Genomic DNA, 12,795 nt, shown 5'->3' with positions numbered 1-12,795 from the left:
CCATTGATGCGAGGACTTACGTCCTGCCGAAATACTGTGCGCTTGAATGCCATCGCGGTGCTGTCGGTCGGAAGGCACCTGAAGGTGCCGCACGGCCATCTTGTCACGTTCGCCACCCGATAGTTCAGAACTGCGAATGCAGGCTGGCGCGACATCGTCGCTCCAATACAACGTTGCCCGCTTTGAAGGGATGAAATAGAGCAGCCCTACGCCTCTACTGGCACGGTGCGATCAGCATTATTGCGAATTTGTGACGGATTACTCCAGAAAACCGGAAGGGTCTAATGCAGCCACAAACCGAGGCCGCGCTGCATTAGCCCTCCTATACTCGCGCCGTTGTTCAAGTCTCAATCCCAACACGCTGGAGTTAATTCATGAAGAAGATCCCCGTCGCCATCGCCGTCTCTGCCGCGCTTGCCGCATCGGCCGCCCATGCACAGAGTTCGGTCACGCTGTACGGTCTCGTCGACGCCGGTATCGCGTACACCAATAACGTCGGCGGCAGCGGCCGGGTCGCACTGGCGAGCGGCAATATCAGCGGTAGCCGGTTTGGTCTGCGCGGCGCGGAAGACCTCGGCGGCGGTCTGAAGGCTATCTTCGTGCTCGAAAATGGTTTCAACGTCAATAACGGCACGCTCGGTCAGGGAGGCCGGATGTTCGGTCGTCAGGCATACGTTGGCCTGAGCAGCAAGAATTTTGGCGCGGTCACGCTGGGGCGCCAGTATGACTCCATGGTCGATTTCGTCTCGCCCCTGTCTGCTACTGCAGGCACGTTTGGTGACTCGGGGTTTGCGCACCCGTATGACAACGACAACCTTCAACATAGCGTCCGCTTCAACAACGCGGTCAAGTTCACCAGTCTCGACTATGCCGGCTTCAAGGCCGGCGGCATGTACGCGTTCAGCAACACCCAGACCGGCTTTGCTGTCGACCGTGCGTACAGTGCGGGCGCCAGCTACAACTACGGTGGCTTGAACGTGGCTGCCGCCTATTTGCAGATCAACGGTTCGGGCGCTTCGAATCCGAATACCACAGGCGCCGCTGACCCGACTGAGTTCAAAGGCGGCCTGACGTCGGATGTGCAGCGTACGACGGGCGCGGGCGTGAGCTACGGCTTCGGTCCTGCGACCGTCGGGTTTGTCTACACGCACAGCCAGTACCAGGATACGAACGCGTTCGGCCTGAAGCAAGGCGGGGTTAGTTTCGACAACTATGAAATCAACGGCAAGTACGCAGTCACGCCGGCGCTTATGGTCGGCATTTCGTACGCCTACACGGATGCACATCTGAGTGGCGCAACGTCGTACGGTACAGATCCGAAGTGGAACCAGATCAACGCGATTACCCGGTATTCGCTGTCCAAGCGTACGGAACTGTATGCCGAAGCGATGTATCAGCACGCAACGGGCAACAAGAACGTCGCAGTCCTGTACAACGCGGGTGGTGCTTCATCAACGGGCAATCAGGTCATGGGTTCTGTCGGCATATTGACCCGTTTCTAAGGCGGCTCGACGCAGAGCGGCAAATGCCATGGCATTTGCCATGTGTAACGGCGCAACAGTCAGGTGCGCCGGCGAAGCACTCGCCGGCGCAAAGATCATCCGGGCACGACCCATACAGCCTGATTGAAAAGGTCGCGTCCAGATGCGTCGGGACACCTGTCGCGGGTCCCGATGAAACGGTGGTCATGGCGCAGTGAATGCGGAGCGAGAGTCCGCTGATACTTTCGCCGACGCGACTTTCTCCGAGTAACATTTTGGCCCGTCCACTTGGACGGGCTTTTTTTTCCAGGCACTGGCGTGGTTCAATTGTCGCGTGCAGCATCCGGAATAACCAGACGTCTCAAGCGAGCGCCGCGCTTGTTCGCAGCGGCAGCGTAGACACGCTCAGACGCCTCTCCCGCACGCTTCTTGTTGCCGGTAAAACCCACCCTAATTGACGCGCAGCACCTAACTGCTTCGCTCGGATCATCGCAGCACCGCATTGCTCGCCAGCAACTCGGCCGTGGTACGAAAGTCGCGTGAAGCCCGGGTCCCACTCACGCCCGCCACCACCTCCGCCAACGTGACAAAACCGTGAGTGATATAAGGCGACAGGCCGCTGACAGCGCCGTTCAAAGCATTGCGGGTGCGGGCGTACACAGCAGGTCGTACGGCGGAAATGCGCGCACGGGCAGCCGCCAGAGTGGGTTCGGGCGCACCCAGACCGGCGTCCGATATCAAGTCATCCGCAAACAATACGCCGTCGGACACTTCCGGTTTATGCCTTCTGGACACATCCAACCTCGTTCCGGCGGATTGCCGCTGCACGCTCGCTAACGGCCTGCCTGTCAGCCGCGCTCAGACGGGCGAGGTTTTTCACCTGGAGTGCCATACGTGGATTTTTGGCAAGCAAGGCCTGATGGCGCATCAGGAATTCCCAGTACAACGTGGTGAAGGGGCAGGCACGCTCACCCGCCCTCTCGCCCGGGTCGTAGCGGCAGTTCCTGCAGTGGGGACTCATGCGCTGAATGTACTTTCCGGTCGCCACATAAGGCTTGCTACCCATCATCCCGCCATCGGCGTACTGGCTCATGCCTAAAGTATTCGGCAGTTCGACCCACTCGACAGCATCGACGTACACCGCGAGATACCATGAATGCACCTTTTGCGGTTGAACGCCCAGCATCAGGGCATAAAGGCCGGTCACCATCAGGCGCTGGATATGATTGGCGTAACCGTGTCTCAGCGTTTGTGCCAAAGCGTCACGCAGGCACGCAAAATCGGTGGCCCCGGTCCAGTACCATGCCGGCAGTTCCTGCTGGGCATCCAGCAGGTTGCGCTCACCGTATGCAGGCATCTGCGTCCAGTAGATGCCCCGCACATATTCGCGCCAGCCAAGGATCTGGCGGATGAAACCTTCAACGCTGGCAAGCGGAGCGTGGCCGTTCCGATAGGCCATTTCAGCAGCCGCCACTACCTCTCGCGGGTTCAGCAGCTTCAGGTTGAGCGCAGCGGAAATCTGGGCGTGGTAAAGCCAGGGATCGTCAGGCCACATGGCATCCTGGTAGCGTCCGAACAGCGGCAGCCTGTCTTCTATAAAATCACTCAGCGATTGCAACGCCTGAGCTCGTGTTACAGGCCAGCCGAAGTCGTCGAGCCGCCCGGGGTGCCCGCTGAAGCGGGCATTGACCAGCGCGATCACCTCGCGCGTCATATCGTCGGGTTCAAAACAGGCGCGCGGCGGCACGAACCCGGGCCCATCGACGCCAAAGGGCTCGCGATTAAGGCTGTCGAAGTTCCACCGGCCACCCAGCGGCTCGTCAGACAGGCCGTCGCCCTCCATCAGAACCTGATGGCGCTTTCGCTGTTCCCGATAGAAGTACTCCATGCGCAGGACTTTCCGGCTTTTGGCATGCTCCGCAAACTCACGCACACTGGTAAAAAAATGGCGGTCCACACGCACGTCCAGCGGTATCAAGCTGGCCGCAGCAACAGTCTTGATCGCCTGTAGCACGCGCCAGTCGCCCGGGGCTGTCATGATCAGGCGGGCAGGCCTTAGTCGCAGAAGGTCGGCATGCAGTTGCGCGCCAAGACTGCCGGCATTGTTGACGTCATCGAGCCGCGTGTAGACGAGGTCGTGGCCCGCCTCCCCCACACTCAGCGCGAAATGGCGCATAGCGGATAGGAACAGCGCCGTGCGCTGCTTGCTGGACCATACATGCGTCGACTCCTCGGCGACTTCGGCCATCCAGACCGAATCCTGTTCCGGGTCGAACCCGTCGAACGCGGACGCATCGAGGTCGAGCTGATCGCCCAGCACGATGACCAGTGAGCGCAGACTAGCCATGACGCCTCTTGCCGCGCCTGCACGCGTCCGAGCAATACTTCACATCAGACCAGTTCCTCGCCCAGCGACGACGCCAGCTCATGGGTAAGCCACAAACGACGCATAGCTTGACCGGCAACGAAGCTTTGTTACCTCGATGCCGCACTGCCGTCGCATGAACGCCTACAGTGGGCAGGAAATTGCGCGCGCCGAAGACCCACATAAGCAGGATCAACGCGTGGATCGCCATGATGATCGCGGTAACGCGCTGGGCCAGCCAGTCGCGCAGATCGTCATGCGCGCCGACGACGGGACGTTTCGCGCCTATTCGCATCGCGCGCGGACAACCGGACCCCGACGCGAGCCGGGGAAACTCCACGCTGACTGAGACGGAACGCTCTGGCATCACGCACCCGCCATCGAATGAAGGATGCCATGGCCGCCGTCCACCCCGATCTGCTGGCCGGTGATCCAGCCAGCATCATCGCTCAGCAGAAAGTCGATCAACGCCGCGGTATCCTCGCCTTGACCCAAACGCCTCATAGGATTGAACTTTGACATCCGGGCGATCGACTCGGGCGAGCCCGTCAGCTTCGACGACATGTTCGAGACAGTGAGTCCCGGATGAACGCAATTCACCCGGATACCGCGCTCAGCATAGGTCGCCGCGGCCGTGACGGCGAGCGCAGCCACTGCGGCCTTTGCACCCGCGATGGCCTCGTGATTCGGAAATCCAGACTGCGCCGCAACCGTGCCCACCAGTACAGCGCTCGAGGGCTTGCGGTGGGCGAGCGCAGCGGTCACGAAAGCCCGAAGCACGTGCCACGCACTGATGTAGTTGTCGGCAAGCGTCGCGCGCATATCCGCTTCGCTGGTCAGGTGCAGAGGTCGGATCAGAATCGAGCCGACGCAATGGGCGACACCTGTGACCTCTCCAAATCGCTCAATGCCTGCCTGAATCGCACATTGCACCTGCGCCGCATCGGTTACGTCGGCGGGTGCAGCGAGCGCGCGCACTCCAAGTTCGTCGGCGAGTTCGGTAAGCCTCGCTCCGTCGCGCGATGTAAGAACAATGCTTAAACCGCGCGCTGACAGTCTCCGGGCAAGTGCAGATCCGACTGCACCGCTCGCGCCAGTAATCCAGATCGCAGCCATTGCCTCGCTCCCGACAGAAACCCGTTACGTTCAGCCGCTCAATACCGGGCATCGAGCCACACTCTCGTGCCGGCCAATCAATCCCGACCCGGCAGAAGATCCAGAAATTCGCGGCGCAGCGCGGGATCCCGAAGAAACGAACCGCGCATCACGCTGTTGACCATTTTTGCGTCGTCGTCTTTCGTGCCGCGCCAATGCATGCAGAAGTGGTCGGCCTCCAGCACCACGGCAAGCCCGTCGGGCTGAATGCGCTCTTCGAGCAGATCCGCGATCTGCTTGACGGCCTCTTCCTGGATCTGCGGCCGGGTCATGATCCAGTTGATCAGGCGTCCGTATTTGGACAGACCAATGAGGTTCGAATTCTCGTTGGGCATCACGCCAACCCAGACCCGCCCCATGATCGGGCACAGGTGATGGGAGCAGGCGCTACGCACGCGTAGCGGACCCACGATCATCAACTCGTTGAGCCGCTCGACATTCGGAAATTCGGTGACAGCCGGCGCGGCGTCGTATCGTCCCGCAAAGACCTCGCGCACGAACATTTTTGCCACGCGTTGCGCGGTTTCGTGCGTGTTGTGATCGTTGTCGACGTCGATGACGAGCGAGCGCAAAACCCCTTGAAGCTTGTCCGCGACTTCCTTTTGCAGCAGCTCCAGCTCTCCCTCGCGAAGATAGCCGGCGATGTTGTCGTTCGCGTGGAACCGGGCTCCCGCACTCAGAAGCCGACATCTGATCCGCTGCGAAAGCGGCAAGCCGTCGCCCAACTCCACGCCGTGGCGTATGTCCTGCGCTACTGATTGCATGAGACCTTTTCTCCCAACGTCAATGTGTCAATCCGTACGCGTTACCTGCGCTGTGTCATGTGCGCTGTGTCCCCGACTCGCGAAGCCACGCCTCACTCCGCCTCATGCGGTTGAGGCGACCAGCCTTCTTCGCGCACCACACGCTCGAGCGCCGACTCGATCAGCACGCGCGCGCGATTGGCGACGTCGCCGAGATGCCGGTGTAAGGCAACGTCGTGCGCCGAGCGCGATGTACATGCGTCGCTATAGGATTCGAACGTGGCCAACTGCATCACCAGTTCAGCGAGGTGCCGGGGACATTCGCACGCAATCGTCGACGAGCGGGCCGCGATGGCTTCGAGCTCGGCGTCGTCATACCGACGCGGGGAGCGCGTCCACGTGGATGCTTCGCCGGACTCAAGCGTCAGTTGAGCGCTCTGGAAAAGATCGCCGAGCATCTGGCGGAGTTCGGTTCTGCTGTCGAGCTCCCGATACAGCCGCACACCGGCGAGGCGCAACGCTTCTGCCGCGCGCCCCGTGCCGAAGCCGTACACCACGGCGACCGCCGCCGCGCCGCAGGCGTCGGCGAGTGCGAGAACCTCGGAGGCGGCGTCCTCATGTAGAGAAGGAAGACGCAACAGCAGAATGTTCGTCTCTTCCCCTTCAGATGACGCGTCTTCGCGCGCCGCGGCCAGATCCGCATATTCTGCGAGCATGCCAACGCCGTAGCGCTGCAGATCGATACCCGTTTCGGCCAGGCGCCGGGCGAGATTCTCGCCCACCAGCGTGAGCCGGAACCTGACCTCGGAACGTGTATTGGCCGGGCGCGCTCTGCCGGTGGACGCCTCCCCGGCAGCAAGAAACTCGAGTTGTTCGCGTTCCAGACGCGCAATCGCTCCAATCGCGTGGCCGCGCTGCACCAGCGCGTTGATCAGCACCAGTCGGCGCACGTCGTCTTCGGAGTACAGGCGCTGTCCCGCCTCACTTTTAGCCGGGCCCACCACCTCATAGCGCCGCTCCCAAAGCCTTAGCCTCGTGACCGGCATCCGCGCCAGCCGCGCGGCCTCCCCGCTCCGGTAAATGCGACGGAGCGACGTGTCTTCGACGGAGGTTGACGGCATGGCCATTCCTTTAGCTTTGCATGAGTCGGAATCATATGCCCGTTTCGAGTCAATGTGAATCATTATTGCGAGTCATGTCGCCGAATATTGGCGACAAACCGACGATACTCTGCCACAATTCTTCATAATTATTCGCCACCATGAGTCATGATGACTCATATCGGTGCGTACCCGGCTTTTGCTAGTGACTCACGGCGAGCTCCCGAACCCAGCAGAGAGAAGTCATGCCTATCAAGCGGAAAGGCCTACGAATAGCCGTCGTCGGTGCGGGGATCGCCGGCTTGTCATGCGCGACGGTCTTGCGCCGCTCGGGTTTCGAGGTCAACGTGTTCGACAAAAGCCGCGGGCCGGCCGGGCGCATGAGCACCCGTCGCGAGGGCGATCGGCAGTGCGACCATGGGGCCCAGTACTTCACCGCGCGCGATCCGCTCTTCCAGGCTGAAGTGGCGCGATGGCAGAACGCAGGCGTCGCCGCGATCTGGCCTGCACGAATTGCGGTGCTCGACGGCTCCGCGCGGACCACATGGGCGAGCGCGCAAGACCGCTTTGTCGGTACGCCGTCCATGAACGCGCCGGCGAAGTTTCTCGCTGGCGCTCAGTCGGTGACCTTGGGTTGCACGGTCACGGCGTTGCATCGGGATGGGCGACAGTGGCGCCTCGAGTCCGCCGAACAGGGCACGCTGGCGGAGCGCTTCGACGTCGTGGTCCTCGCCATGCCCGCGCCGCAGGCGGCGGATTTGCTGCGGGAGCCCGCGACCAGACTCGCGGCGCTCGCAAGCAAAACGAAGATGCGCCCATGTTGGGCACTCATGGTGCGCTTGCCTGAGCGCTTGCCGGTGCCGTTCGATGCCGCCTTCATCAACGAGGGGCCCCTGCGCTGGATAGCGCGCGATAGCAGCAAGCCAGGCCGTAACGGTCCCGAAACATGGCTATTGCACGCGAACGCCGAGTGGAGCGAGCTTTATATCGACGCCAGCGCGGAACGTGTCGCGGATTGTCTGCTCGAAGCGTTCGCGCTGCACGGCGGCCAACGGTCCAGCGAATGGACTGCGCACCGCTGGCGATTCGCCGACACCGCGGCGAGCGACGAGCCGGCACCCGGATACATCTGGGACGAAGCCAGCGGCCTGGCAATGTGCGGCGATTGGCTCAATGGCGGCAGAGTCGAGGGTGCGTGGCTAAGCGGCCGCATGCTGGGCAAGCAGATTGCCTCCGGGTGGGAAGTTGCCCCTAAACACGGCGGCTCCCGGCCTAAGAAACCACCTCGTCAATTTACTTGACACTTAAACTATCTAGGCCTAAATTACTTTCCAGAGCAAAGTCCACTGGAGAGTCAGCATGCGTATCGTATGTATCGGCGGCGGCCCGGCCGGCTTGTACTTCGGCCTGTTAATGAAGGGCCGGAACCCGGCGTACGAGGTCACGGTGGTCGAACGCAATCGCCCCTACGACACCTTCGGCTGGGGCGTCGTCTTCTCCGACCAGACGCTCGGCAACCTGCGCGCCGCCGACGCCCCGAGCGCGGACGCGATTCTCGACGCCTTCAATCACTGGGACGACATCGAGATCAATTTCCGCGGCAGGCAGATTCGCTCGTCGGGCCACGGCTTCTGCGGCATCGGCAGAAAACGTCTGCTGAATATCCTGCAGGCGCGTTGCGAAGAACTGGGCGTCAAGCTGGTTTTCGAAACCCAGGTCACCGACGACACCACCTACAACGCCGACCTGATCATCGCCTGTGACGGCGCCAACAGCGCGATCCGTCAAAAGTATGCAGCGACTTACAAGCCCGCCATCGACATGCGCGATTGCCGCTTCGTCTGGCTCGGCACCAAAAAGCTATTTGACGCCTTCACATTCGCCTTCGAAGAAACGGAGTTCGGCTGGTTCCAGGCTCACGCTTATCGTTTCGACGATCAAACCTCCACGTTTATTGTGGAAGCACCGGAGCGCGTCTGGCGTGCCGCCGGTCTCGACGAAATGAGCAAGGAAGACAGCATCGCGTTCTGCGAGAAGCTGTTCGCCAAATACCTGGACGGCAACGCATTGCTCTCGAACGCCGCGCATTTGCGCGGGTCGTCGCAATGGATTCGCTTCCCGCGCGTCGTCAATGAGGAGTGGGTGCACTGGCGCAACAATGCCGACGGCACGCAAACACCGATCGTGCTGATGGGCGATGCCGCGCACACCGCGCACTTCTCGATCGGCTCGGGCACCAAGCTCGCACTCGAAGATTCGATCGAACTCGCCAACAGCATGGGCGCGCATCCGGGTGACCTGGCCGCCGCGTTGCGGCACTACACGGACGTGCGCAGTATCGACGTGCTGCGCATCCAGAATGCCGCGCGCAATTCGACGGAATGGTTCGAGCATGTCGATCGCTACACGTCGTTCGAGCCGGAGCAATTCGCCTACTCGCTGCTCACGCGCTCGCAGCGCATTTCGCACGAAAACCTGCGGGAGCGCGACGCAAGCTATCTGTCGGCGTTCGAAGACTGGCTCGCGCACCGCTCGGGCATCGATCGCACGCCTGAAAAACACTCCGTTCCGCCGATGTTCACGCCCTTCAGGTTGCGTGGCGTCACACTGAAAAACCGCGTCGTCGTTTCGCCGATGGCGCAGTACTCCGCCGTCGACGGCGTAGCCGGTGACTATCATCTGATGCATCTCGGTGCCCGCGCCATGGGCGGAGCCGCGCTCGTCATGACGGAAATGACCTGCGTGTCGCCTGAAGCGCGCATCACGCCCGCCTGTCCCGGCATGTACGCGCCGGAACATCTGGTGGCGTGGAAGCGCATTGTCGATCTCGTGCATCATCAGTCGGACGCGAAAATCGGCATTCAGCTCGGGCACTCCGGCGCCAAAGGCTCGACACGTGTCGCGTGGGAAGGCATCGACCTGCCGCTCGACGAGGGCAACTGGCCGCTCGTGTCCGCTTCGCCCCAACAGTATTTAAGCGGTATCAGTCAGACCTCGCGTGAAGCCACCCGGGACGAGCTCAATCAAATCGAAGCGCAGTTCGTACGCGCTACGAAAATGTCCGCGGAGGCACGCTTCGATTGGCTCGAATTGCACTGCGCGCATGGCTATTTTCTGTCGAGCTTCCTGTCGCCGTTGACCAACCAGCGGACCGACGAATACGGCGGCTCGCTTGAAAACCGTCTGCGCTATCCGTTGCAGGTTTTCAAGGCGATCCGTGCGGTCTGGCCGCAAGACAAGCCGATCTCCGTGCGCATTTCCGCCAACGACTGGGTCGACGGAGGCACCACGCCCGACGACGCCGTGCAAATCGCTCGCGCCTTCAAAGCGGCAGGCGCCGACATGATCGACGTCTCGTCGGGCCAGGTCAGCAAGCAGGAAAAGCCCGTGTACGGCCGCATGTTCCAGACGCCCTTCTCCGACCGCGTGCGCAACGAAGCCGGCATCGCGACGATCGCGGTCGGTGCGATCTCGGAAGCGGACCATGTGAACAGCATCATTGCGGCGGGCCGAGCCGATCTCTGCGCGATAGCGCGGCCCCATCTGGCCAATCCGTCCTGGACGTTGAATGAAGCCGCAAAAATAGGCTACTTCGACGTGGCATGGCCAAAGCCCTATACGGCGGCCAAGTCGCAACTCGAGCGCAATCTCGAACGCGAACGCGCCCAGGCCGCAGCTAACGCTGGCCTGTCGGCACAAGAACGCGCGCAACGCGCTGAAGGAACAACGTGAATACGCCAACTACCTCGACGCTCGCAGGACAGCATGCCGTCGTCACCGGCGGCGGCGGCGGCATCGGTGCAGCGGTGGCCGAAGCGCTGCTGCGCGCCGGCGCCCGCGTCACCTTGATGGGCCGCAACGTGCAACGTCTCGAAGCACAGCGGGAAAAGTTCGACGGCCTCGGTGAGGTCGCCTGCATCGGCGTCGACGTCACCAGCGAAGAATCGGTCGAGAAGGCATTCGCGCAAGCCGGTGCCATCGACATCCTCGTCAACAACGCAGGTCAGGCGCAGGCCGCCCCCTTTACCCACACCGACATGGCGCTCTGGCAGCGCATGCTCGACGTCAATCTCACCGGCGTGTTCCTCGGCACGCGTGCCGTGCTGCCCGGCATGCTCGAACGCGGTCACGGCCGCATCGTCAATATCGCGAGCACGGCGGGACAAATCGGTTATGCGTACGTCGCGGCGTACTGTGCCGCGAAACACGGGGTGATCGGCCTGACGCGTTCGCTCGCGTTGGAAGTCGCGACCAAAGGCATCACGGTCAACGCCGTCTGCCCCGGTTATACGGAAACCGAGCTGCTGCATGCGTCGCTCGACCAGATCACCAGCAAGACCTCACGCACGGAACAGCAAGCGCGCGAAACCTTGCTTCGCTCGAATCCGCAGCGTCGTTTCGTGAGCCCGGAACAAGTCGCCAACTCGGTGCTTTGGCTCTGCCAACCCGGCTCGGACGCGATCACGGGCCAATCCATTTCCATCTCCGGTGGAGAAGTAATGTGACCAAGTCATCGAACATCAAAACGCCCCCATCGGCCGAAGCCAAGCCGGCGCGCAAAGGCGTCGCCAAACTTGCGGAGAACGTCGTGGATCTGGAAATGAGCACCGGCGCCGATAGTCATATGGGCCTGCGTTTGTGGCTGCGCATGCTGACCACGACCAACCTCGTGCAAGCCGAATTGCGCAAGCGCCTGCGCAACGAATTCGACACCACGTTGCCGCGTTTCGACCTGATGGCACAGCTCGAACGTCATCCGGAAGGGCTGAAGATGACCGAACTGTCGCGCCGTTTGATGGTGACGGGCGGCAACGTGACCGGCATTACGGATCAGCTCGAAAAAGAAGGGCTGGTTTCGCGCGACACCGATCCGAACGACCGCCGCTCGATCAGCGTATGCCTGACCCCTGCGGGCCGCAAGGCGTTCGACAAGATGGCGGTAGCGCATGAGCAATGGGTCGTCGAACTGTTCGGCGGCTTGAGCCTCGACGAAAAATCTCGCACCCATCAGCGCCTCGGCAAACTCAAACAACATCTGCTCGACAGTCTGAAAGACTGATTCGCACCGTAGGAGACACTCATGACACGATCCAACGCCGACGCGCTGCTGGCCGGCAACCGCCTGACACTCGCCGGCTACGAAGCGCGGCACTTCGGCTGGTCGGTCGCCGGCAAGGTCGCGACGATCACGCTGAACCGCCCCGAGCGCAAGAATCCGCTGACCTTCGAATCGTATGCGGAGTTGCGCGATCTGTTCCGGCAGCTCGCCTACGCAACCGACGTGAAAGCGGTCGTGATCCACGGAGCGGGCGAGAACTTCTGCTCCGGCGGCGACGTGCACGACATCATCGCGCCGCTGATCGATCTGCCGATGCCGGAACTGCTGCTGTTCACCCGCATGACAGGCGACCTGGTCAAGGCAATGCGCCATTGCCCGCAACCCATCATCGCAGCGGTCGACGGCGTATGCGCGGGCGCCGGCGCGATTCTGGCGATGTCGTCCGACATGCGGCTCGGCACCGCGCGCAGCAAACTCGCATTTCTGTTCACACGCGTCGGCCTCGCCGGCTGCGATATGGGCGCCTGCGCGATCCTGCCGCGCATCATCGGTCAGGGACGCGCCGCCGAACTGCTGTTCACCGGCCGCTCGGCGAGCGGCGACGAAGGCCACGCATGGGGCTTCTATAACCGCCTCTGCGACCCGGCGGCGCTCCTCGCGGAAGCGCAAAAGCTCGCCGCCGATCTCGCTGCCGGCCCGACCTTCGCGCACGGCATCACGAAGAAGATGCTGCACCAGGAATGGAGCATGAGCATCGACGAAGCGATTGAATCGGAAGCGCAGGCTCAGGCCATCTGTATGAGCACCCGCGATTTCGAACGTGCATATAGCGCGTTTGCCGCGAAGTCGCGCCCTGTGTTCGAGGGAGATTGAATTGAGCACTCACAGCGAT

At 62.0% G+C, this 12,795-nt stretch carries 12 protein-coding genes and 1 pseudogene; 6 read left to right on the top strand and 7 right to left on the bottom strand.

Annotated features, from left to right (window positions below; all coding sequences use genetic code 11):
* The first annotated feature begins 374 nt into the window (after positions 1 to 374).
* Entirely contained in the window at positions 375 to 1,502 is a 1,128-nt protein-coding gene (locus tag AC57B6_RS36755) for a porin (protein ID WP_025496261.1), read from the top strand.
* Positions 1,503 to 1,967: 465 nt separating this feature from the next.
* Here AC57B6_RS36755 and AC57B6_RS36750 read toward each other — a convergent pair whose 3' ends face one another.
* The 7 genes and pseudogenes from AC57B6_RS36750 to AC57B6_RS36720 all read right to left on the bottom strand — a co-directional run bounded on the left by AC57B6_RS36750 (position 1,968) and on the right by AC57B6_RS36720 (position 6,865).
* Entirely contained in the window at positions 1,968 to 2,276 is a 309-nt protein-coding gene (locus tag AC57B6_RS36750) for a hypothetical protein (protein ID WP_375792413.1), read from the bottom strand.
* Positions 2,260 to 3,828: a cryptochrome/photolyase family protein gene (locus AC57B6_RS36745; protein ID WP_496423170.1), complete on the bottom strand. Its 1,569-nt coding sequence runs from the start codon at positions 3,826 to 3,828 to the stop codon at positions 2,260 to 2,262. Before AC57B6_RS36745 ends, AC57B6_RS36750 begins: the two co-directional genes overlap by 17 nt.
* Positions 3,821 to 4,030: a DUF2256 domain-containing protein gene (locus AC57B6_RS36740; RefSeq protein WP_081832980.1), complete on the bottom strand. Its 210-nt coding sequence runs from the start codon at positions 4,028 to 4,030 to the stop codon at positions 3,821 to 3,823. The genes AC57B6_RS36745 and AC57B6_RS36740 overlap by 8 nt, the downstream gene beginning before the upstream one ends.
* Positions 4,004 to 4,141: pseudogene (locus AC57B6_RS36735) on the bottom strand (succinate dehydrogenase, hydrophobic membrane anchor protein); the annotation flags it as partial. The gene AC57B6_RS36740 and the pseudogene AC57B6_RS36735, both read right to left, overlap by 27 nt.
* A 71-nt stretch (positions 4,142 to 4,212) precedes the next feature.
* The gene (locus AC57B6_RS36730; RefSeq protein WP_025496257.1) at positions 4,213 to 4,962 is read right to left on the bottom strand and encodes an SDR family NAD(P)-dependent oxidoreductase; all 750 of its coding nucleotides are present in this window, start codon (positions 4,960 to 4,962) and stop codon (positions 4,213 to 4,215) included.
* Between the two features lie 77 nt (positions 4,963 to 5,039).
* Positions 5,040 to 5,765: a GTP cyclohydrolase I gene (gene folE, locus AC57B6_RS36725; protein WP_144192180.1), complete on the bottom strand. Its 726-nt coding sequence runs from the start codon at positions 5,763 to 5,765 to the stop codon at positions 5,040 to 5,042.
* Positions 5,766 to 5,857: 92 nt separating this feature from the next.
* Entirely contained in the window at positions 5,858 to 6,865 is a 1,008-nt protein-coding gene (locus tag AC57B6_RS36720) for a MerR family transcriptional regulator (protein WP_406869214.1), read from the bottom strand.
* Positions 6,866 to 7,089: 224 nt separating this feature from the next.
* Here AC57B6_RS36720 and AC57B6_RS36715 point away from each other — a divergent pair, with 224 nt between their 5' ends.
* The 5 genes from AC57B6_RS36715 to AC57B6_RS36695 are packed head-to-tail and all read left to right on the top strand — an operon-like array spanning position 7,090 to position 12,776.
* Positions 7,090 to 8,145 carry an NAD(P)/FAD-dependent oxidoreductase gene (locus AC57B6_RS36715; RefSeq protein WP_042274326.1) on the top strand — a complete coding sequence of 352 codons (1,056 nt, stop codon included), beginning with the start codon at positions 7,090 to 7,092 and terminating at the stop codon, positions 8,143 to 8,145.
* Between the two features lie 58 nt (positions 8,146 to 8,203).
* Complete coding sequence (locus tag AC57B6_RS36710) at positions 8,204 to 10,576, top strand: bifunctional salicylyl-CoA 5-hydroxylase/oxidoreductase (RefSeq protein WP_496423169.1); 2,373 nt, start codon at positions 8,204 to 8,206, stop codon at positions 10,574 to 10,576.
* Positions 10,573 to 11,349 (top strand): SDR family NAD(P)-dependent oxidoreductase, encoded by a 777-nt coding sequence (locus AC57B6_RS36705; RefSeq protein WP_496423168.1) that lies wholly within the window; start codon positions 10,573 to 10,575, stop codon positions 11,347 to 11,349. The genes AC57B6_RS36710 and AC57B6_RS36705 overlap by 4 nt, the downstream gene beginning before the upstream one ends.
* Positions 11,346 to 11,903 carry a MarR family winged helix-turn-helix transcriptional regulator gene (locus AC57B6_RS36700; RefSeq protein WP_028195355.1) on the top strand — a complete coding sequence of 186 codons (558 nt, stop codon included), beginning with the start codon at positions 11,346 to 11,348 and terminating at the stop codon, positions 11,901 to 11,903. The genes AC57B6_RS36705 and AC57B6_RS36700 overlap by 4 nt, the downstream gene beginning before the upstream one ends.
* Positions 11,904 to 11,924: 21 nt before the next feature.
* Entirely contained in the window at positions 11,925 to 12,776 is an 852-nt protein-coding gene (locus AC57B6_RS36695; protein WP_030099532.1) for an enoyl-CoA hydratase family protein, read from the top strand.
* Positions 12,777 to 12,795: the final 19 nt, after the last annotated feature.

The organism is Paraburkholderia sp. BGA-UO-ETr-F12, assembly GCF_059567945.1.
Note: the sequence above shows the minus strand (reverse complement) of the source record. Positions and strands in the feature narration are given on the sequence as shown.

Coding starts and splice junctions, on each gene's coding strand:
- AC57B6_RS36755 (WP_025496261.1), top strand. CDS start 375: ATGAAGAAGATCCCCGTCGCCATCGCCGTCTCTGCCGCGCTTGCCGCA.
- AC57B6_RS36745 (WP_496423170.1), bottom strand. CDS start 3,828: ATGGCTAGTCTGCGCTCACTGGTCATCGTGCTGGGCGATCAGCTCGAC.
- AC57B6_RS36740 (WP_081832980.1), bottom strand. CDS start 4,030: ATGTGGGTCTTCGGCGCGCGCAATTTCCTGCCCACTGTAGGCGTTCAT.
- AC57B6_RS36730 (WP_025496257.1), bottom strand. CDS start 4,962: ATGGCTGCGATCTGGATTACTGGCGCGAGCGGTGCAGTCGGATCTGCA.
- folE (WP_144192180.1), bottom strand. CDS start 5,765: ATGCAATCAGTAGCGCAGGACATACGCCACGGCGTGGAGTTGGGCGAC.
- AC57B6_RS36720 (WP_406869214.1), bottom strand. CDS start 6,865: ATGCCGTCAACCTCCGTCGAAGACACGTCGCTCCGTCGCATTTACCGG.
- AC57B6_RS36715 (WP_042274326.1), top strand. CDS start 7,090: ATGCCTATCAAGCGGAAAGGCCTACGAATAGCCGTCGTCGGTGCGGGG.
- AC57B6_RS36710 (WP_496423169.1), top strand. CDS start 8,204: ATGCGTATCGTATGTATCGGCGGCGGCCCGGCCGGCTTGTACTTCGGC.
- AC57B6_RS36695 (WP_030099532.1), top strand. CDS start 11,925: ATGACACGATCCAACGCCGACGCGCTGCTGGCCGGCAACCGCCTGACA.